General features: G+C 70.0%; 22 protein-coding genes. 5 read left to right on the top strand and 17 right to left on the bottom strand.

Annotated elements, in window-relative coordinates; all coding sequences use genetic code 11:
- Positions 1–72: 72 nt before the first annotated feature.
- A complete protein-coding gene (locus H7I57_RS18590) occupies positions 73–654 on the bottom strand; it encodes a TIGR02234 family membrane protein (protein ID WP_264025199.1) in 582 nt (193 codons plus the stop codon).
- Complete coding sequence (locus H7I57_RS18585; protein WP_264025276.1) at positions 651–2,177, bottom strand: anthranilate synthase component I; 1,527 nt, start codon at positions 2,175–2,177, stop codon at positions 651–653. Before H7I57_RS18585 ends, H7I57_RS18590 begins: the two co-directional genes overlap by 4 nt.
- Before the next feature lie 32 nt (positions 2,178–2,209).
- On the opposite strand from H7I57_RS18585, the gene H7I57_RS18580 reads away from it, so the two are divergent.
- A complete protein-coding gene (locus H7I57_RS18580; RefSeq protein WP_264025198.1) occupies positions 2,210–2,683 on the top strand; it encodes a peroxiredoxin in 474 nt (157 codons plus the stop codon).
- A 97-nt stretch (positions 2,684–2,780) separates the two neighbouring features.
- On the opposite strand, the gene hisI is transcribed toward H7I57_RS18580, so the two are convergent.
- The 8 genes from hisI to hisD are packed head-to-tail and all read right to left on the bottom strand — an operon-like array spanning position 2,781 to position 9,241.
- On the bottom strand, positions 2,781–3,128 hold the full coding sequence (gene hisI / locus H7I57_RS18575; RefSeq protein WP_264025197.1) for a phosphoribosyl-AMP cyclohydrolase: 348 nt from the start codon (positions 3,126–3,128) through the stop codon (positions 2,781–2,783).
- Positions 3,125–3,910 (bottom strand): imidazole glycerol phosphate synthase subunit HisF, encoded by a 786-nt coding sequence (hisF, locus tag H7I57_RS18570; RefSeq protein ID WP_264025196.1) that lies wholly within the window; start codon positions 3,908–3,910, stop codon positions 3,125–3,127. The genes hisI and hisF overlap by 4 nt, the downstream gene beginning before the upstream one ends.
- Complete coding sequence (locus H7I57_RS18565; protein ID WP_264025195.1) at positions 3,907–4,725, bottom strand: inositol monophosphatase family protein; 819 nt, start codon at positions 4,723–4,725, stop codon at positions 3,907–3,909. The genes hisF and H7I57_RS18565 overlap by 4 nt, the downstream gene beginning before the upstream one ends.
- Positions 4,722–5,450 carry a bifunctional 1-(5-phosphoribosyl)-5-((5-phosphoribosylamino)methylideneamino)imidazole-4-carboxamide isomerase/phosphoribosylanthranilate isomerase PriA gene (gene priA / locus H7I57_RS18560; RefSeq protein WP_264025275.1) on the bottom strand — a complete coding sequence of 243 codons (729 nt, stop codon included), beginning with the start codon at positions 5,448–5,450 and terminating at the stop codon, positions 4,722–4,724. The genes H7I57_RS18565 and priA overlap by 4 nt, the downstream gene beginning before the upstream one ends.
- 41 nt (positions 5,451–5,491) lie before the next feature.
- Positions 5,492–6,112, bottom strand: coding sequence for an imidazole glycerol phosphate synthase subunit HisH (gene hisH / locus H7I57_RS18555; protein ID WP_264025193.1), 621 nt, complete (start codon positions 6,110–6,112; stop codon positions 5,492–5,494).
- The gene (gene hisB / locus H7I57_RS18550; RefSeq protein WP_264025274.1) at positions 6,109–6,735 is read right to left on the bottom strand and encodes an imidazoleglycerol-phosphate dehydratase HisB; all 627 of its coding nucleotides are present in this window, start codon (positions 6,733–6,735) and stop codon (positions 6,109–6,111) included. The genes hisH and hisB overlap by 4 nt, the downstream gene beginning before the upstream one ends.
- A gap of 8 nt (positions 6,736–6,743) precedes the next feature.
- Positions 6,744–7,871, bottom strand: coding sequence for a histidinol-phosphate transaminase (locus H7I57_RS18545; RefSeq protein WP_264025192.1), 1,128 nt, complete (start codon positions 7,869–7,871; stop codon positions 6,744–6,746).
- Positions 7,868–9,241, bottom strand: coding sequence for a histidinol dehydrogenase (hisD, locus tag H7I57_RS18540; protein WP_264025191.1), 1,374 nt, complete (start codon positions 9,239–9,241; stop codon positions 7,868–7,870). The genes H7I57_RS18545 and hisD overlap by 4 nt, the downstream gene beginning before the upstream one ends.
- A gap of 35 nt (positions 9,242–9,276) precedes the next feature.
- Here hisD and H7I57_RS18535 point away from each other — a divergent pair, with 35 nt between their 5' ends.
- Together H7I57_RS18535 and H7I57_RS18530 are read left to right on the top strand one after the other, a co-directional pair.
- Positions 9,277–9,660, top strand: a complete 384-nt coding sequence (locus tag H7I57_RS18535) for a nitroreductase family deazaflavin-dependent oxidoreductase (protein ID WP_264025188.1) — start codon at positions 9,277–9,279, stop codon at positions 9,658–9,660.
- A gap of 13 nt (positions 9,661–9,673) precedes the next feature.
- Positions 9,674–10,312, top strand: coding sequence for a LysE family transporter (locus tag H7I57_RS18530; protein WP_264025187.1), 639 nt, complete (start codon positions 9,674–9,676; stop codon positions 10,310–10,312).
- Here H7I57_RS18530 and H7I57_RS18525 read toward each other — a convergent pair whose 3' ends face one another.
- From H7I57_RS18525 to nadA, 4 genes are read right to left on the bottom strand one after another with little or no spacing between them, the layout of a single operon-like run.
- Positions 10,313–10,786 (bottom strand): hypothetical protein, encoded by a 474-nt coding sequence (locus H7I57_RS18525; RefSeq protein ID WP_264025186.1) that lies wholly within the window; start codon positions 10,784–10,786, stop codon positions 10,313–10,315. It lies immediately after the preceding gene.
- A 1-nt stretch (position 10,787) separates the two neighbouring features.
- Positions 10,788–11,645 carry a carboxylating nicotinate-nucleotide diphosphorylase gene (gene nadC, locus H7I57_RS18520; protein WP_264025185.1) on the bottom strand — a complete coding sequence of 286 codons (858 nt, stop codon included), beginning with the start codon at positions 11,643–11,645 and terminating at the stop codon, positions 10,788–10,790.
- On the bottom strand, positions 11,645–13,273 hold the full coding sequence (locus tag H7I57_RS18515; protein WP_264025184.1) for an L-aspartate oxidase: 1,629 nt from the start codon (positions 13,271–13,273) through the stop codon (positions 11,645–11,647). The genes nadC and H7I57_RS18515 overlap by 1 nt, the downstream gene beginning before the upstream one ends.
- Positions 13,270–14,313: a quinolinate synthase NadA gene (gene nadA, locus H7I57_RS18510; RefSeq protein ID WP_264025183.1), complete on the bottom strand. Its 1,044-nt coding sequence runs from the start codon at positions 14,311–14,313 to the stop codon at positions 13,270–13,272. Before nadA ends, H7I57_RS18515 begins: the two co-directional genes overlap by 4 nt.
- 74 nt (positions 14,314–14,387) lie before the next feature.
- Here nadA and H7I57_RS18505 point away from each other — a divergent pair, with 74 nt between their 5' ends.
- Both H7I57_RS18505 and H7I57_RS18500 read left to right on the top strand, forming a co-directional pair.
- On the top strand, positions 14,388–15,065 hold the full coding sequence (locus H7I57_RS18505; protein WP_308204381.1) for an NUDIX hydrolase: 678 nt from the start codon (positions 14,388–14,390) through the stop codon (positions 15,063–15,065).
- 42 nt (positions 15,066–15,107) lie between these two features.
- Positions 15,108–16,460: a lipase family protein gene (locus H7I57_RS18500; RefSeq protein ID WP_264025181.1), complete on the top strand. Its 1,353-nt coding sequence runs from the start codon at positions 15,108–15,110 to the stop codon at positions 16,458–16,460.
- Here H7I57_RS18500 and H7I57_RS18495 read toward each other — a convergent pair.
- Genes H7I57_RS18495 through bioB form a run of 3 tightly spaced genes read right to left on the bottom strand, consistent with a single transcriptional unit; the run spans position 16,396 to position 18,327 of the window.
- Positions 16,396–17,052 carry a DUF2567 domain-containing protein gene (locus H7I57_RS18495; protein WP_264025180.1) on the bottom strand — a complete coding sequence of 219 codons (657 nt, stop codon included), beginning with the start codon at positions 17,050–17,052 and terminating at the stop codon, positions 16,396–16,398. The two genes, H7I57_RS18500 and H7I57_RS18495, sit on opposite strands and share 65 nt — an antisense overlap.
- Positions 17,049–17,321, bottom strand: coding sequence for a biotin synthase auxiliary protein BsaP (gene bsaP / locus H7I57_RS18490; RefSeq protein ID WP_264025178.1), 273 nt, complete (start codon positions 17,319–17,321; stop codon positions 17,049–17,051). The genes H7I57_RS18495 and bsaP overlap by 4 nt, the downstream gene beginning before the upstream one ends.
- Positions 17,322–17,331: 10 nt before the next feature.
- Complete coding sequence (gene bioB, locus H7I57_RS18485) at positions 17,332–18,327, bottom strand: biotin synthase BioB (protein WP_264025177.1); 996 nt, start codon at positions 18,325–18,327, stop codon at positions 17,332–17,334.
- Positions 18,328–18,376: the final 49 nt, after the last annotated feature.

Below are 18,376 nucleotides of genomic sequence, written 5' to 3'. Positions count from 1 at the left end.
AGGTGTCGCTTCCCTTCCCCTGACGGCCGCTTGATTCTTAACGAAGGGTAGTCGCCACCATGCCACTGTCGATCACCGCCCCTTGTTGTCCGGGTTGGTCGGGTCCCGGCCCTCGTCGAGGGCATCCCAGAGCATCCGCTCCGACATCGCGGCCGCGGGCGCGTCGGTCTCCGCCGCGGGACGACGGGTGTAGCGGGCGGCGTTGGAGCGCGCCCCGGTCGCCGAACGCATGAGCAGCACAGAACCGGTCAGCGACACGATCGCGGCGACCAACGTCAGGGCGGCGCCGACGTAGTGCCGCTCGGTGTCCAGCAGGTCGGCCACCGGCACGTCCGCCAGCTGGGCGGCACGGACAGCGACGTCGGCGACGACCCACAGGCTGATCGCCAGGTACCCCATTCCGGCACTGGCCGCCGCCACCAGGAGCGCGAGGATCCGCAGCGGCCAACCGTGCACTGCCAGCGCCGCCACCGCGGCCGCCGCCACCAGCAGCGCCAGCGGGATCAGGGCTGTCGACCAGGTGGCACCCGACAGGTCGGCGGTCTTGGGCTGCCCCAGGCCGTCGAACGAACTGATCTGGACCCACGTCAGCCGCGACGCCACCCACAGGCCCGCCGCGGCGAGCACGAGGCACAGTTGCGCGAGACGGATCACGGCTCGCTCAGCGTCTCGGCCGCCGCGATCGCGCTGAGCACGGCACGGGCCTTGTTCGCGGCCTCGTTGTATTCGTACGGCCCGTTGGAGTCGGCGACGACGCCGCCGCCGGCCTGGACGTAGGCCGTTCCGTCGCGCATCAGCGCGGTGCGGATCGCGATCGCGAAGTCGGCGTTGCCCGCGAAGTCGAGATACCCCAGAACCCCGCCGTAGAGGCCGCGGCGCGTCTTCTCGACCTCCTCGATCAATTCCATCGCCCGCACCTTCGGCGCCCCCGACAGCGTCCCGGCCGGGAAGCACGCGGTCACCGCATCAAGCGCGGATCTGCCGTCGGCGAGCAGCCCCGTCACCGTGGACACCAGGTGCATGACGTGGCTGTAGCGCTCGATGTGGCTGTAGTCCTCGACGCGCACCGTGCCGGGCGTGCAGACCCGGCCCAGATCGTTGCGCCCGAGGTCGACGAGCATCAGGTGCTCCGCGCGCTCCTTCTCGTCGGACAGCAGCTCCTTTTCGAGCAGCAGGTCCTCCTCTTCGGTATCGCCCCGCCAGCGGGTGCCGGCGATCGGGTGCGTGGTGGCACGCCCCTCCTTGACAGTGACGAGCGCCTCCGGGCTCGACCCGACGATCGAGAAGTCCAGTCCCCCAGCATGATCGGGAACGTTGAGCAGGTACATGTAAGGGCTGGGGTTGGTGACCCGCAGCATCCGGTAGACATCGAGGGGATCAGCGTCGGTGTCCATCTCGAAGCGCTGCGACGGCACCACCTGGAACGCCTCGCCCGCCTCGATGTCACCGACCAGCTTGTCGACGATCGCGGTGTATTCCTCGACGGTGCGCTGGGAGCGGTGCAGCGGAGCCGGCCTGCTGAACGTCGCCACCGTCGAGGTCAGCGGCGCCGCCAGCGCGGTCGTCATCACGTCGAGCCTGGCCACCGCGTCGTCGTAGGCCCAGTCGACGCGTTCGTCGGTGCCGTTCCAGTTGACGGCGTTGGCGATCAACGTGATGGTGCCCTCGTGGTGGTCGACCGCGGCGATGTCGGTGGCCAGCAGCAGCAGCATGTCGGGCAGACCCAGGTCGTCGGTGGTCAGCTCGGGCAACCGCTCCAGCCGGCGCACGAAGTCGTAGGCGAAGAAGCCGACCAGCCCGGAGGACAGCGGCGGCAGCCCCGGCAGCGCCGCGGTCTCCAACAACGCCAGCGTCGTCCGCAGCGCGTCCAGCGGGTCACCGCCCGCGGGCGCGTCCTGCGGGGTGACACCCAGCCACACCGCCTCGCCGTCGCGCACCGTCAACGCCGACGGGGCACCCGCCCCGATGAACGACCAGCGCGACCAGGACCTGCCGTTCTCGGCCGACTCGAGGAGGAACGTGCCCGGTCGGTTCGCGGCCAACTTGCGGTACGCCGACAGCGGTGTCTCGCTGTCGGCGAGCACCTTGCGAGTCACCGGAACCACCCGGTGCTCGGCGGCCAGCGCCCGGAAATCCTCACGCGACGTCGTCACGGAGAGGTTGGCGGTCGTCTGCACCCCGTCATCCTCCCAGAAGTACGGTTGTCCCCATGACACAGGTCAAACGTGGTGATCGGGTGGCGGAGTTCGAACTACCGGACCAGACAGGGACGACGAGGACGCTGACCGAACTGCTCGCCGGCGGACCGATCGTGCTGTTCTTCTACCCTGCGGCGATGACGCCGGGGTGCACCAAGGAGGCGTGCCACTTCCGGGATCTGGCCGGCGAGTTCACCGCCGTGGGCGCCGGCCGGGTGGGCATCAGCGCCGATCCGGTCGACAAGCAGGCGAAGTTCGCCGATCAGCAGCAGTTCGACTATCCCCTGCTGTCCGATACCGAAGGTGCGGTGGCCACGCAATTCGGGGTCAAGCGGGGCCTGCTCGGCAAGCTGATGCCGGTCAAGCGGACGACGTTCGTCATCGACACCGACCGCACCGTGCTCGAGGTGATCGCCAGCGAGTTCAGCATGGACACCCACGCCGACAAGGCACTGGAGGTGCTGCGCCGGCGTCAGTCGGCGTAGGAGCATCGCCGCATCACCTGGTCCGGCGAAACTGAACTTGTTGCTTGTTTTCCGGGGCACGATTTGAGCAACAACATCAGATTCGCCGGAGGGTCGGTCAGGACTCCGGGCTCAGCAGCAGGTCCGCGTCGAAGCAGGTGTGATTACCGGTGTGGCAGGCGGCGCCGACCTGGTCGACCTCGATCAGCACCGTGTCGCCGTCGCAGTCCAGGCGCACCGAGTGCACATGCTGCGTGTGCCCGGAGGTCGCCCCCTTGATCCACTGCTCCCCGCGGGAACGCGAATAGTAGGTCGCCTCACGGGTTTCCAACGTGCGGGCCAGTGCGTCGTCGTCCATCCAGGCGACCATCAGCACCTGTCCGGTGGCACGCTCCTGCACCACGGCGGTGAACAGGCCGTCGGCATTGCGCTTGAGCCGCGCAGCGATCGCCGGGTTCAGTGTCACCTCACCACGATCCCTTCCGCCGCCATCGCCGCCTTCACCTGCCCGATGGTCAGCTCCCGGAAGTGGAACACGCTGGCCGCCAACACGGCGTCGGCACCTGCGAGCACCGCGGGGGCGAAATCCTCCACCTTGCCGGCGCCGCCGCTGGCGATGACCGGCACCGACACCGCTCCGCGCACCGCACGCAGCATCTTCAGGTCGAATCCCGCCTTGGTGCCGTCGTAGTCCATCGAGTTGAGCAGGATCTCGCCCACCCCGAGTTCGGCGCCACGCGCCGCCCATTCGACCGCGTCGATGCCGGTGCCCTGGCGGCCCCCGTGGGTGGTCACCTCCCAGCCCGACGTGGTGGGCTCGGCCCCTTCGGGAACGGTCCGGGCGTCGACCGACAACACGATGCACTGCGAGCCGAACTGCCGCGACAACTCCGAGAGCAATTCGGGGCGCGCGATCGCGGCGGTGTTGACCGCGACCTTGTCGGCCCCGGCGCGCAGCAGGACATCCACGTCGGCCACCGAGCGCACCCCGCCGCCGACCGTGAGGGGGATGAACACCTGCTCGGCGGTTCGCCTGACCACTTCCAGCATCGTGGCGCGACCCGACGAGGACGCCGTCACATCGAGGAACGTCAGCTCGTCGGCGCCCTCGGCGTCGTAGGCCGCGGCGAGCTCGACGGGATCACCTGCATCGCGCAGGTTCTCGAAGTTGACCCCCTTGACCACCCGTCCGTCGTCGACGTCCAGGCAGGGGATCACGCGGGTGGCGACGTCGCTGCTGGGCCTCACAGGTAGTCCTTCGGATCACCTGCGGACCTGACGATCTCCAGCATCTGCTCGTGCACGCCGGGCGCGGCCACCAGCGCCGACGGCGAGCTGACGGTCCAGGGCTCGCCCGCGAGGTCGGTGACGACGCCACCGGCGGCGCGCACCAACGCCACTCCGGCGGCGTGATCCCAGACATGGTGGCCGTAACTTATTGCACCGCCCAGGATTCCGGCAGCCACATAGGCGAGGTCGACCCCGGTGGCGCCGTGCATCCGCAACCGCGAACACTCGCGACTCAACCCCTCCAGGACCGCCACCCGGTAGGGGCCGGGATAGCGACCCCGCGACTCGATGTTGAAGGTGCCGATCCCGATGACGGAGTCCGAGAGCGCCGTCGGTTGCAGCTTCGCCAGCACCTCGCCGTTGCACCGCACCGGACCGCCGACCATGGCGGTGTAGCGCTGCCCCGTGAACGGCAGCCAGGTCAGCCCGAGAAGCGGCTCGCCGTCGGCCAGCAGCCCCAACAGCATGGCCGCCGTCGGCAGGCCGGCGGCATAGTTGAACGTGCCGTCGATCGGGTCCAGCACCCACACCAACTCCGCGTCCAACGGTTCACCGCCGAACTCCTCGCCGTGCACCCCGATGCCGGTCAGCCGCGTCAGCTCGGCCACCACCCGGCGTTCGATCGCCAGATCCACCTCAGTGGCGAAGTCGTTGCCCTTCTTGGCGACCGCGGAATCGGCGCGATGACCCGCGACGAACTGTGTCGAGGCGGCGTCCAGCACCCCGGCCGCGGTGGTGAGCAGCTCGGCCAGCTGCTGCGGTTCGACGGTCACGAGTTGACCGCGGCGAGTGCCTGCGGCAGCGTGAACCTCTCGGCGTACAACGCCTTTCCGACGATCGCACCCTCCACGCCGCGGTCGGTGAGTGTCGCGATGGCGCGCAGATCGTCGAGACTCGACACCCCGCCGGAGGCGATGACGGGCGCGTCGGTGCGTTCACAGACCTCGGCCAGCAGCTCCAGGTTCGGTCCGTTGAGGGTGCCGTCCTTGGTGACGTCGGTGACCACGAACCGCGAACACCGTTCGCCGTCAAGACGTTCCAGCACGGTCCACAGGTCGCCGCCGTCGGTCTCCCACCCGCGGCCGCGCAGGCGGTACTGACCGTCCTCGATCTTGACGTCGAGGCCGACCGCGATCTTCTCGCCGTGCTCGGACACGACCTCGGCGCACCACCGCGGATTCTCCAGCGCCGCGGTGCCCAGGTTGACCCGCGCGCAGCCGGTGGCCAGTGCCGCGGCCAGCGACTCGTCGTCGCGAATCCCGCCGGACAGCTCGACCTTGACGTCCAGCTTGCCGACGACCTCGGCGAGCAGTTCCCGGTTGGACCCGCGGCCGAAAGCCGCGTCGAGGTCCACGAGGTGGATCCACTCGGCGCCGTCGCGCTGCCACGCCATCGCCGCGTCGAGGGCCGAGCCGTACTCGGTCTCACTGCCTGCCTGTCCCTGCACCAGGCGCACCGCGCGCCCCTCGACGACGTCGACGGCGGGCAACAGGATCAGCTTCGGCGAGGTCGAATTCACCTGGGTGGCATTCACGCTGGTCAATTTAGCGCCCCCACCCAGTTCGACAGCAATTCGGCACCGGCATCGCCGCTCTTCTCGGGATGGAACTGGGTGGCCGACAGCGGGCCGTCCTCGACCGCCGCCAGGAACGGCACCTCGTGGGTCGCCCAGGTCAGCAGCGCGTCGGGATCGCCCTCCCACTGCTGTGCGGCATAGGAGTGCACGAAGTAGAAGCGGGTGTCGGGATCCATCCCGCGAAACAGCACGCTCTCGGCGGGAGCGTCGACGACGTTCCATCCCATGTGCGGGATCACCGGTGCGTCCAGGCGCACGACCGCACCCGGCCATTGGCCGCAGCCCGTCGTCTCGATCCCGAACTCGACGCCCCGCGCGAAGAGGATCTGCATGCCCACACAGACCCCGAGGACCTGCCGCCCGGCGTCCAACCGGTCGGCGATGATCTTGTCCCCGCCGATCTTGCGCAGGCCGGTCATGCACGCCTCGAATGCCCCGACCCCGGGGACCACGAGTCCGTCGGCGGCCATCGCTGCCGATGGATCGGCGGTGACCTCGACGTCGGCTCCGACCCGCTCGAGCGCGCGCTGCGCCGAGCGCAGATTGCCCGACCCGTAGTCCAGAACGACCAGCTTCTTTGTCACAACGTCCCTTTGGTGGACGGCACGCCGGTGACCCTCGGGTCGTACTCGACCGCCTGACGCAGCGCCCTCGCGACGGCCTTGTACTGCGCCTCGGTGATGTGGTGCGGGTCGCGGCCGTAGAGGGTGCGCACGTGCAGGGCGATCCGCGCGTTGAACGCCAGCGACTCGAACACGTGCCGGTTGACGACGGTGTGGTACGGCGCCTGGGATCCCGCGATGGTGAACTCCACCATGTAGTCCGGTTCCCCGGTGTGCACGAAATACGGTCTGCCGGAGACGTCGACGGCGGCGTGGGCCAGCGATTCGTCCATCGGGATGAACGCGTCGCCGAAGCGGCGGATGCCCTTCTTGTCGCCGAGCGCCTGTCCCAGCGCCTGACCGAGCACGATCGCGGTGTCCTCGATGGTGTGGTGGCCCTCGATCTCGATGTCGCCCTTGGCCTTCACCGTCAGGTCGAAGCTGGCGTGGCTGCCCAGCGAGGTCAGCATGTGATCGAAGAACGGCACGCCCGTCTCCACGCTGACCTGCCCGGTGCCGTCGAGGTCGAGCTCGACGGTGATGTCGGACTCCTTGGTCGTGCGCTCGATCTTGGCTCGGCGGGTGGGCCGAACCGGGTCGCCGATGTCACTGGTCACGATGCTCCTATCCGGGCGCTGGCTGCCAGCAGCGCGTCGTTCTCGTCGGCCAGGCCGATGGTGGTGCGCAGGTAGCCGGGGATCCCGACGTCGCGGATCAGCACGCCGTCGTCCAGGTAGCGCTGCCAGGTGGCGGGCGCGTCGGCGAACTCGCCGAACAGCACGAAGTTCGCATCACTCGGTATCACCCGGAAGCCCATGGCGCTCAACGCCTCTGACACCCTGTTGCGCTCGGAGATCAGGGTGGCGACGCTGGCCAGGGTGTCGTCGGCGTGGCGCAGCGCGGCGCGCGCGGCGGCCTGAGTCACCGAGGACAGGTGGTAGGGCAGCCGCACCAGCAGCATCGCGTCGATCACCGCGGGCGCGGCGATCAGATACCCCAACCGGCCACCGGCGAACGCGAACGCCTTGCTCATGGTGCGGGTCACGACGAGCCGGGTCGGGTATTCGGCGAGCAGGCCGATCGCGCTGGGCTGGGACGAGAACTCGCCGTAGGCCTCGTCGACGATCAGGAGGCCTTTGCTCTGCGAAGACACAGCATCGAGCAGCTGTCGCAGATCATCGGGGGAAGCACTCTGGCCCGACGGGTTGTTGGGACTGGCGACGAACACGACGTCGGGAGTGTGCTCCTTGATCGCCCGCGCGGCCACGCCGGCGTCGAGGCCGAAGTCCTCGGCGCGGTTGGCGACCAGCCAGGCGGTCTGGGTGCCGTCGGAGATGATCGGATGCATCGAGTAGGACGGCACGAACCCGATCGCGCTGCGGCCCGGCCCGCCGAAGGCCTGCAACAGCTGCTGCAGGATCTCGTTGGAACCGTTGGCGGCCCAGACGTTCTCGACGCCGACCCGGGTGCCGGTCTGGGCAGTCAGGTAGGCCGCCAGGTCGGTGCGCAGCGCCACCGCGTCGCGGTCGGGATAGCGGTGCAATTCGGCAGCGATCTCGCGCACCGACGCGGCGACGTCGTCGATCAGTGCCCGGGTGGGCGGATGCGGATTCTCGTTGGTGTTCAGCCGCACCGGCACGGCGAGTTGCGGTGCGCCGTAGGGCGACTTGCCGCGCAGGTCCTCGCGCAACGGCAGATCGTCCAGGGTCACCGCGGCGCCTGGGATGTCGCCTGCCGTCATCTCTCGAACCTCCGGCGCACGGCCTCACCGTGGCTGGGCAGGTTCTCCGCCTGCGCCAGGGTGATCACGTACCCCGACACGTCCTTGAGCGCCGCCTCTGTGTAGTCCACGACGTGGATGCCCCGCAGGAACGTCTGCACCGACAGGCCGCTGGAGTGCCTCGCGCACCCGGCGGTGGGCAGTACGTGATTGGAACCCGCGCAGTAGTCGCCCAGGCTTACCGGAGACCACGGCCCGACGAAAATCGCACCGGCCGAACGGATCCGGGCAGCGACGTCGCCGGCGTCGGCGGTCTGAATCTCGAGGTGCTCGGCGGCGTAGGCATTGACGGTGCGCACCCCGGCGTCGATGTCGTCGACCAGGACGATCGCCGACTGCTGCCCGCTGAGCGCGGCCGTCACGCGCGCGCGGTGCACCGTCGTCTCCACCTGCGCGGCGAGTTCCCGGTCGGTGGCGTCGGCGAGCTCGGCGCTGTCGGTGACGAGCACGCTCGCCGCCATCTCGTCGTGCTCGGCCTGACTGATCAGGTCCGCGGCGACGTGCGCCGGGTCGGCGGTGACGTCGGCCAGGATCGCGATCTCGGTCGGGCCGGCTTCGGCGTCGATGCCGACCGCCGACCGGCAGATCCGCTTGGCGGCGGTGACGTAGATGTTGCCGGGGCCGGTGATCATGTCGACCGGTGCGAGCTCGCTGCCATTTCCCGGCGCTCCGCTTGCCCCCACGCCATCGGTGTCGGTGCCGCCGTAAGCCAGCAGCGCGACGGCCTGCGCCCCGCCGACGGCCCACACTTCTTCGACCCCGAGCAGCGCGGCGGCCGCCAGGATCGTGGGGTGCGGCAGACCGTCATAGTCGGCCTGCGGAGGGCTTGCGATCACCAGCGAGTCCACGCCGGCCGTCTGCGCGGGCACGACGTTCATCACGACGCTCGACGGGTAGACGGCGTTGCCGCCGGGGACGTAGAGACCGACCCGCTCCACGGGCACCCAGCGCTCGGTGACCGTCGCACCGGGGGCCAGCGTGGTCGTGGTGTCGGTGCGGCGCTGCTCGGCGTGCACCGCGCGGGTCCGGTCGATCGCCACCTCGAGGGCGGTCCGCACAGCGGGGTCGAGTTCGGCGAGCGCCGCGGTCAGCCGCTCGGCGGGCACCCGGACATGGTCGGGCCGGACCCCGTCGAACGAGGCGCCGTACTCCAGGGCCGCCGCCGCGCCCCGCTCTGCGACCGCATCGACGATGGGCCTGACCTTCGGCACGACGGAGTCGACGTCGACTCCGCCGCGTGGCAGAGCGGTGCGGAGTCGGGCCGCCGACAGCGTGGCACCACGCAGATCGATGCGCCGCAGGAGCCCTGGCGATACATTCACGCTGTCCATTGTCCCAGAGCAGGCCAAATCGATTTGGAGGCGTCATGTCCGACTTGCCGCGGATGTTCCCGGAATGGCTGGACCGGATCCAGATCAAGTACCTCAACCCGGTGATCAAGCCGTTCGGGGGCCGGGTGCCCGGGCTTTCCGTCGTCAAACACCGAGGTCGTGCGTCCGGTCGCCCGTACGAGACGCTGGTGACCGCCTACCGCAAGGACAACGAGCTGGCCGTCGTGCTGGGACACGGCAAGACGGACTGGGCCAAGAACGTGCTGGCCGCGGGTGAGGCCGACGTCCGGCTGTTCCGTGACGAAGTGCACGTCGTGAACCCGCGAATCGTGCCGAACGGCGACGGCGTCGCCGCACTTCCCGGGTTCGCGCGCCGTCAGGCGAAGAAGATCGCGGTGTTTGTCGCCGATATCGCCTGACACACTGATCGCCATGACCTGGCAGATGTGGCTCGCCTTCTTCGGTGCGGCCATCGCGATCGCGGTGTCGCCCGGCGCGGGCGCCATCCAGTCGATGGCCACCGGCCTGACGCACGGCGTCAAGCGCGGCTACTGGAGCATTCTGGGGCTCGAGGTGGGGCTGATGCTGCAGCTGGCGCTGGTCGCAGCCGGGCTGGGCGCAGCGGTCGCCAACTCGATCCTGGCGTTCACGATCATCAAGTGGATCGGCGTGGCCTACCTGCTCTACCTGGCGTTCCGGCAGTGGCGTGCCGCGGCTGTCGACCTGAACCTCCAGGTGGACAGCGTCGTGGCAGGCGGACGGATGGCGCTGACGGTGCACGGCTTCCTCGTCAACGCCACCAACCCGAAGGGCCTGCTGTTCTTCCTGGCCGTGATGCCGCAGTTCGTCGTGCCGACCGCGCCACTGCTGCCTCAGTATCTGGCCATCGGGGCCACGATGGTCGCGGTGGATCTGGTGGTGATGGGCCTCTACACCGGGTTGGCGGTGCGCCTGCTGGCATGGCTGCGGACTCCGCGCCAGCAGACCGTCCTCAACCGCGTGTTCTCCGGGCTGTTCGCCGCCGCCGCGGTGGTGCTGGCGCTCATCCGCCGGGGTCCTGCCACCGCGTGACTATCCGCACAGCCCGGTGATGGCGGTGCCGGCAGCCTGCGCGTCCTCGAGCCTGCCTGCCTGCACGGGATCGGTGTTGGGCACTCCGGCCGTCGCCGCGGCACCGATGTCCATCAGCAGGTTGCCGAACCTCTCGATCTCACCTGCGAGGTCGCCGGGGGTGGCGGGGTCGAGACGTGCGAGCAGGTACTGCCCGCCGTCGAAGAGCGCCACCCGCGCATTGGCCGCGACCGCCAGCGCGCCCGCGATGTCATCGGATCCGCCCGGCGGCGCCACGTTGGTGTTGGTCGCCACCCCGGTGCGGACGGTGTCGAAGGCGGCGCAGATCGCGGCTTTGGCGTCGCTGCGCTCGGCCTCGGTGTGGTCCGGCCCGACGGTCGGCCTGATCAGCGCGAACGCGGCGACACCGAGGGACAGCACGGCCAGCACCAGAGCGGTGTAGAGCAGGCCGCTTCGTGGCGACGGATCGGTCACGCTACAGATCCAACCCCAGATCGAGCACCTGCACCGAGTGGGTGAGCGCTCCGACCGCGAGGTAGTCCACCCCGGTGCCCGCATACTCCGCCGCGCTGCCCAGCGACAGGCCTCCCGAGGACTCCAGCTTCGTGCCGGGAGATCGCGCGTCGCGGCGCTGCACCGCGATCTGCGTCTGCCACACCGGGAAGTTGTCGAGCAGCACCAGCTCCACGCCCTCGGCCAGCACCTCGTCGAGCTGCTCGAGCGAATCGACCTCGACCTCGCATGGCAGATCCGGTGCCGCCGAGCGCACTTCACGCAGGGCGGCCAGCACCGAGCCGGCCGCGGCCACATGATTGTCCTTGATCAGCGCCGCATCGCCGAGACCCAGGCGATGGTTCACGCCGCCGCCCACCCGCACCGCGTACTTCTGCAGCGCGCGCAGCCCGGGCAGCGTCTTGCGGGTGTCCCTGATCTGGGCCCCGGTGCCCGCGACGGCTTCGACCCAGGCCGCGGTGGCGGTGGCGATGCCCGACAGATGGCACACCAGGTTGAGCATCGTGCGTTCGGCGGTGAGCAGCCCACGCGTCGGCGCCTCGACGACCAGCGCAACGCCGCCGGCATCGAGGCGCGTGCCGTCGGCGACCCGGTGCTCGATGCGGTACCCGCCGTCGCCCAGAACCGCGTCGAGGACCAGCAACGCGACGTCGGAGCCTGCGAGCACACCGGGTTCACGGGTCACCATCGACGCGGTCGTCGAAGCGTCGGCGGGCACGGTGGCCAACGTGGTCACGTCAGGCCCGTACCGCAGGTCCTCGTCGAGCGCGCGGGCGATGACGGCACGAGCCTCGGTGAGCTCGTCCTCGGTGAGCCCCATCAGCAACTCACCGCGGCCGGGGTGATGCCTGCGCCAGCGCGCGTGCTACTGAAGGCCTGTGCCGGGTCGGTGTCGGGGAAGTCCGAGCGGTGGTGGCAGCCGCGCGATTCCGTGCGGGCCGAGGCCGCGGCGGCCACCGCACCCGCGACGGCGGTCAGTGCCGCATCTTCGAAATCGTTGCGGGACCTGATGACTCGTGGGGTTGCGGCGTCGAGCTGGTCGATCAGTTGCCGCAGGCCCTCCCCGCTTCGCACGACCGACGCGTGCCGGGTCATGGCACGCTGCAGGTCGGCGCGGGCCACGGCGGGCCACACCGGCAGCGCCGGGGTGACGATCTCGCTCGGGCCCGCGGTCTCGGCGTGCCGGGCGGCCGCATCGCCCGCGCGCCGACCGACGACGAGTCCCTCGAGCAGGCTGTTGGAGGCCAGCCGGTTGGCGCCGTGCATCCCGGTCCGCGCCACCTCCCCCGCCGCGAAAAGCCCTGCGACGTCGGTCCGCCCATGCACATCCGTCAGCACACCGCCGCAGCTGTAGTGGGCGCCGGGCACCACCGGGATGGGTTGGCGCGTGGGATCGATGCCCGCCCGCAGGCAGGCCGCCGTGACGGTCGGGAACCGCGAGGCGAAGTCGGTGATCTCGCGTGCGTCGAGATACACGCACCGCTCTCCGCTCGCCGCCAGCCGAGCCTCGACCGCGGCCGCAACCACGTCGCGGGGCGCCAGGTCGCCCATCGGATGCACCCCGGCGGTGACGGGATCACCTTGGGCATCAACCAGTTTGGCGCCTTCACCACGCAGCGCCTCGGTGATCAGCGGGCGGCGGCCACCGCTGTGGCCGCCGAAGAGCATGGTCGGGTGGAACTGGACGAACTCCAGGTCGGCCACCGGTAGCCCGGCCCACATCGCCAGCGCCACACCATCTCCGGTCGATCCGTCCGGGTTGGTGGTGGCCTCGTAGAGGTGACCGAGCCCGCCGGTCGCGAGGATGACCGACGGCGCGTGGATCACGCCGGGGCCGTCGTCGCTGAGCACCAGCACGCCGGTCACGGCGCCCGCTTCCACCAACAACTCCAGGGCGACATGGTTGCGCCGGATGTCGAGGTTGGCCGCCGCGGAATCCAGCGCGCGCTGCACCTCGGCGCCGGTGGCGTCCCCGCCCGAGTGGATGATGCGCCGCCGGGTGTGCCCGCCCTCCCGGGTCAGGGCCCACCGCCCGGGTGCCGACTCGTCGAAACGTGCCCCGTCGGCAACCAGTTCGGCCACCGCACGGTAGCCGTCGGCCACGATCGAGCGGACCGCGTCCGGATCGCAGAGCCCGCCCCCTGCGGCCAGCGTGTCGGCGACATGGGCGTCGATCGAGTCTCCGTCGTCGTGGAAGGAGTCAGGCAGGACGACGGCGATGCCGCCCTGTGCGTAGAACGTGGCGGTCTCGCCGACCTTGCTCAGCAGCACGACCTTGCGCCCACGCCGGTGGGCCGCCAGCGCGGCGGCGAGGCCGGCCACGCCGGTGCCGATGACGACGACGTCCGCGCGTTGCCTCCACAGGCCACTGCCGCCGCAGGCGGAGGACGGGCTCCTGCCGCCGCAGGCGGCGGACGGGCTCCTGCCGCCGCACGCGGGTGCGTTCATTCGCCGCCGCCGGGCTGCCCGATCTCGATCATCCGTTGCACGCTGAGGCGCGCCTTCGCGGCCGTCTCCAGGTCCACGTGGACCTCGTCGGCGCCTTCGACCAGGCAGCGCAGCATCGCCGCGGGCGTGATCATCTTCATGAAACGGCACGACGCCCGGTCGTTGACCGCACGGAAGTCCACGTCGGGGGCCGCGCGGCGCAGTTGGTGCAGCATGCCGACCTCGGTGGCCACCAGGACCTGACGGGCTCCGGTCTCGCGGGCGGCGTCGAGCATGCCGCCCGTGGACAGGATCTTGACCCGATCCGCCGGGAAGGATCCCTCGCCGGCGAGGTAGAGCGCCGACGTGGCGCAACCGCATTCGGGATGGACGAACAGTTCGGCGTCGGGGTGGGCGCGGGCCTGGTCGGCGAGCTCGTCGCCGTTGATGCCGGCGTGCACGTGGCACTCGCCCGCCCACACGTGCAGGTTCTTCCTGCCGGTCACCCGACGGACGTGGGCGCCGAGGAACTGGTCCGGGCAGAACAGGACCTCGCGGTCCTCGGGGATCGAGTTCACGACCTCGACGGCGTTGGACGAGGTGCAGCAGATGTCGGTCTCCGCCTTCACCGCGGCGGTGGTGTTGACGTAGGACACCACGACGGCGCCGGGATGCTCGGCCTTCCACGCGCGCAGTTCGTCGGCGTTGATCGAGTCGGCCAGCGAGCAGCCGGCCCGCTGGTCGGGGATCAGCACCGTCTTCTCCGGCGACAGGATCTTGGCGGTCTCGGCCATGAAGTGCACCCCGGCGAACACGATGGTGTCCTCGGGGGCGTCGGCGGCAAGCCGCGACAACGCCAGCGAGTCCCCGACGTGGTCGGCGACATCCTGGATGGCAGGCAGCTGGTAGTTGTGTGCCAGCAGTGTCGCGCCGCGGAGCTTCAGCAGTCGGCGCACCTCAGCGGCCCATTCCGCATCGCCGTCGACTCCGGAGAACCCGCCCGGACCATCGACGATCCGGTCCATCAGATGGTTAGCGGGCATCTGATCCAGCACCGTCATCGCCGCCTCCTTCACTCGGTCGAGGTTTTCGACTTACAATCGAAAACATGGTTCATATTAGCACTGACCACGAAGTGCTGGCCGCGGTGTTCCAGGTACGCCAGAGCGAGCCGCCGGCCACCGGCCGTAAACCCGCACTTCACGTGCTGTTGTGGCAACGCGCACTCAGCCCGGAGCGCGGAAAGTGGTCGCTGCCCGGCGGCCACCTGGGTGGCGACGAGGACATGACGAGCTCGGTGCGCCGCCAGCTCGCCGAGAAGGTCGACCTGCGTGAGCTCGCCCACCTCGAGCAGCTCGCCGTGTTCTCCGACCCGCAACGCGTGCCCGGCCCGCGCACGATCGCGTCGACGTTCCTGGGGCTGGTGCCCTCCCCCGCCACCCCGGAGTTGCCGTCGGACACCCGCTGGCACCCGGTCAGCGACCTTCCGCCGATGGCCTTCGACCACGGCCCGATGGTCGAGCACGCCCGCAACCGCCTGGTCGCCAAGCTGTCCTACACCAACATCGGATTCGCCTTGGCACCAGACGAATTCGCACTCTCCACGTTGCGCGACATCTACAGCGCGGCGCTGGGGCACCCCGTCGACGCCACCAACCTGCAGCGGGTGCTCGAGCGCCGCCACGTGATCACCAGGACCGGCACCACCGCGCGGTCGGGCCGCAGCGGGGGCCGCCCGGCCGCCCTGTACCGGTTCACCGATTCGCGTTACCGGGTCACCGACGAATTCGCCGCGTTGCGTCCGCCAGGGTGAGTCGGCTGGCTTCTTAACGCATTCTTAAGTAACTTGGCCTGGATGGACCTTGGCAGCGTGGCGCGGTCGACCGGACCCCAGTGGATCGGCCAGGCTCCGCACGAGCCCCTCCGACCCAAGGCACGCCCGGTCGTTCCCGCCTACGACTCCTTCTACAAGCCTCCCGCCGGCTACGAACACGCGCTTCCCGGCACGGTGCTGCGCTCCCGCGAGGTCGAACTGGCGTTCCTCGGGGTGATCCCGCAGAAATTCAACGCAACCCAGCTGCTCTACCGCACCACCGATCTCAACGGCGAGCCGCAGGCCACCGTCACCACCGTGGTGGTCCCCACCGAGAAGGCCTCCTCCGGACCACTGCCGGTCGTCTCCTACCAGTGCGCGATCGACGCCGTGGCCGGACGGTGCTTCCCGTCCTACGCGCTGCGGCGGGGCGCCAAAGCCGTCGGCGCCGTCGCGCAGTTCGAGTTCCTGCTCGTCGCTGCCGCGCTGGCCGAGGGCTGGGCGGTCTCGGTTCCCGATCACGAGGGCACCGCCGGCATGTGGGGCGCCCCCCTTGAACCCGGCTACCACGTCCTCGACGGGGTTCGCGCCGCGATCAACCACGACCCGCTCGGCCTGAGCCCGGAGTCGCCCGTCGGCCTGTGGGGCTACTCCGGCGGTGGGCTGGCCTCGGCCTGGGCGGCCGAGGTCCAGGGCGCCTACGCGCCGGAACTCAAGCTCGTCGGCGCGGTGCTCGGCTCCCCCGTCGGCGACCTCGGCCACGCCTTCAAGCGCCTCAACGGCAGCGTCTACTCGGGCCTGCCTGCGATGGTGGTGGCCGCTCTGACACACATCTACCCGGATCTGGATCGCATCATCTCCGAGCACGCCACCGACGAGGGCAAGGCGATGCTCGCCCGCATCGAGAAGATGACGACCGCGCACGCGATGCTGCGCCTCGCGGGCAAGGACATGGCCCACCTGATCGACCGGCCGCTCGAGGAGATCCTGCTGACCCCCGAGGTGCAGCACGTCTTCGACAGCATCAAGCTCGGCACCTGCGCGCCGACGGCGCCGGTCCTCATCGTGCAGGCCGTGCACGACCGGATCATCTCCGTCGACGACATCGACGAACTGACCGAGACCTACACCAACGCCGGCGCCAGCGTCACCTACCACCGCGACATGTTCAGCGAGCATCTGCTGCTGCACCCGATGTCGGCGCCGATGACACTGCGCTGGCTGCGGGACCGGTTCGCCGGGCGGCCGCTGCGCGCCCACATCGCGCGGACCAAGTGGCCGACGCTGCTCAACCCGTCGACCTACCGGGGCATGCTGACCCTGGCCGTGATCACGGCAAAGGTGATGACGGGGCGACGGGTGGAACGTCAGCCACTGTCTGAGTTCGACCAGTAGTCGGCCCGGGGTACTCGACCGGCGGCCAGGCGCAGAGATCGTCACGGGGGGTCGCGGTGACGGCCAGCAGGTACACCAGCGCCGCGACCGCCGCGGGAAGCAGCACCGTGGCGGCGATCTGCAGTGGCGAGTGGCCGAAGAACACGGCGGGCGCCTCGACTACGTAGTGCACCCGCTGCGCTTCCGAGACCGGCGCCGCTGCCACGTCGATGACCCCGTAGCGCCACCGTGCGACCAGCGCTCCGACTCCTGCGGCGACAGCCCCGGCGGCGGTGCCGCCGACCGCGAGCGCCGCCACCATCACCGGCCCGCGGTGCGCACGCCACTGCCACACCAGAACCGCCGCGACGACCGCCATCGCAGCGAGCATGCCGACCACCAGGAACGCGGACGTGAACCAGTGATCCGACTCGTTGCCCAGGTACGCCCTGATCCGGTCACCGCCGCGCGTCAACGCGACCACCCCGCGAACCGGCGGCGCCAACCACGCCCACAGCGCTCCGACGACGGCACCCGACACCGCCAGACCGACGACGACGGTCAGCGCGGCCCGCACCCGCGAAACCCGCGGCTGTTCGCCCGGCAGGCTCATCGGTACAGCTCCAGGTCCTTGGAGTCGACCAGCCCGTGCCGCGAGCATTTCGCCCACCAGCCATCCGGGCGGACCTGCACGATCATCCGGCGGCCGCATGCGGCGCAGAATCGGGGCGGTTCGAGCCCCAACTGGGCCGCGGTCGGGACGGTGCTGCCCGCGGCCGCGCCCGTGTACACGTTGAAGACCCCCGCGCCGACCGGCACGGGGAGGCCCGACTCGTGCGACACGTCCGTGCCGTCGTTGACCATCAATCTCTTTACGACCATCACCACCTGTCTACAGGCTGGCGTTGAGCGCCTTGATCGGCATCTGCAGATCGTCGAGCAGCTCGAGGTCCGCCTCGGCGGGCCGTCCCAACGTGGTCAGGTAGTTGCCGACGATGACGGCGTTGATGCCGCCCAGGATGCCCTTCTTGGCACCGAGGTCGCCCAGCGTGATCTCGCGGCCACCGGCGAAGCGCAGCATGGTGCGCGGCAGTGCCAGGCGGAACGCCGCCACCGCCTTGAGCGCCTCGGTGGCAGGCAGCACGTCGAGGTCACCGAACGGGGTGCCCGGGCGCGGGTTGAGGAAGTTCAGCGGCACCTCGTGCGGGTCCAGCTCGGCGAGGTTGGCGGCGAACTCGGCGCGCTGCTCGAGCGTCTCACCCATGCCGAGGATGCCGCCGCAGCACACCTCCATGCCCGCCTCGCGAACCATTTGCAGTGTGCCCCAACGCTCTTCCCATGAGTGCGTGGTCACGACGTTGGTGAAGAACGAGCGGGCGGTCTCGAGGTTGTGGTTGTAGCGGTGCACGCCCATCGCGGACAGCCGCTCGACCTGATCGGAGGTGAGCATGCCCAGCGAACAGGCGATCTGGATGTCGACCTCGTTGCGGATCGCCTCGATGCCCGCTGCCACCTGGGAGAGCAGTCGCTCGTCGGGGCCACGGACCGCGGCGACGATGCAGAACTCGGTCGCCCCGGTCTTGGCCGTCTGCTTGGCCGCTTCCACCAGGCTGGGGATGTCCAGCCATGCGCTGCGCACCGGGGAGGCGAAAAGCCCTGACTGCGAACAGAAGTGGCAGTCCTCGGGGCAGCCGCCGGTCTTTAGGCTGATGATGCCCTCGACCTCGACGTCGGGACCGCACCACGCCATCCGCACCTCGTGCGCCAGCGCGAGCAGGTCGTCGAGGCGGTCGTCCGGCAGCTGCAGCACCTGCAGGGTCTGGTCCTGGTCGAGGCCCTCGCCCCGCTCGAGCACCTGCTCGCGTGCCACCGCCAGAATGTCGCTCACCCGTATGTCTCCTCGTGGCTTGAACACGTCGGTGGTACCGACAATTGAA

This window comes from Mycolicibacterium pyrenivorans, assembly GCF_025821625.1.
Taxonomy (GTDB): domain Bacteria; phylum Actinomycetota; class Actinomycetes; order Mycobacteriales; family Mycobacteriaceae; genus Mycobacterium; species Mycobacterium pyrenivorans.
Note: the sequence above shows the minus strand (reverse complement) of the source record. Positions and strands in the feature narration are given on the sequence as shown.

Excerpts from the sequence above, each read along its gene's own strand:
- H7I57_RS18580 (WP_264025198.1), top strand. The coding sequence starts at position 2,210 with ATGACACAGGTCAAACGTGGTGATCGGGTGGCGGAGTTCGAACTACCG.
- H7I57_RS18545 (WP_264025192.1), bottom strand. The coding sequence starts at position 7,871 with ATGACGGCAGGCGACATCCCAGGCGCCGCGGTGACCCTGGACGATCTG.
- hisD (WP_264025191.1), bottom strand. The coding sequence starts at position 9,241 with ATGGACAGCGTGAATGTATCGCCAGGGCTCCTGCGGCGCATCGATCTG.
- H7I57_RS18535 (WP_264025188.1), top strand. The coding sequence starts at position 9,277 with ATGTCCGACTTGCCGCGGATGTTCCCGGAATGGCTGGACCGGATCCAG.
- H7I57_RS18530 (WP_264025187.1), top strand. The coding sequence starts at position 9,674 with ATGACCTGGCAGATGTGGCTCGCCTTCTTCGGTGCGGCCATCGCGATC.
- nadC (WP_264025185.1), bottom strand. The coding sequence starts at position 11,645 with ATGGGGCTCACCGAGGACGAGCTCACCGAGGCTCGTGCCGTCATCGCC.
- H7I57_RS18515 (WP_264025184.1), bottom strand. The coding sequence starts at position 13,273 with ATGAACGCACCCGCGTGCGGCGGCAGGAGCCCGTCCGCCGCCTGCGGC.
- nadA (WP_264025183.1), bottom strand. The coding sequence starts at position 14,313 with ATGACGGTGCTGGATCAGATGCCCGCTAACCATCTGATGGACCGGATC.
- H7I57_RS18500 (WP_264025181.1), top strand. The coding sequence starts at position 15,108 with ATGGACCTTGGCAGCGTGGCGCGGTCGACCGGACCCCAGTGGATCGGC.
- H7I57_RS18495 (WP_264025180.1), bottom strand. The coding sequence starts at position 17,052 with ATGAGCCTGCCGGGCGAACAGCCGCGGGTTTCGCGGGTGCGGGCCGCG.
- bsaP (WP_264025178.1), bottom strand. The coding sequence starts at position 17,321 with ATGGTCGTAAAGAGATTGATGGTCAACGACGGCACGGACGTGTCGCAC.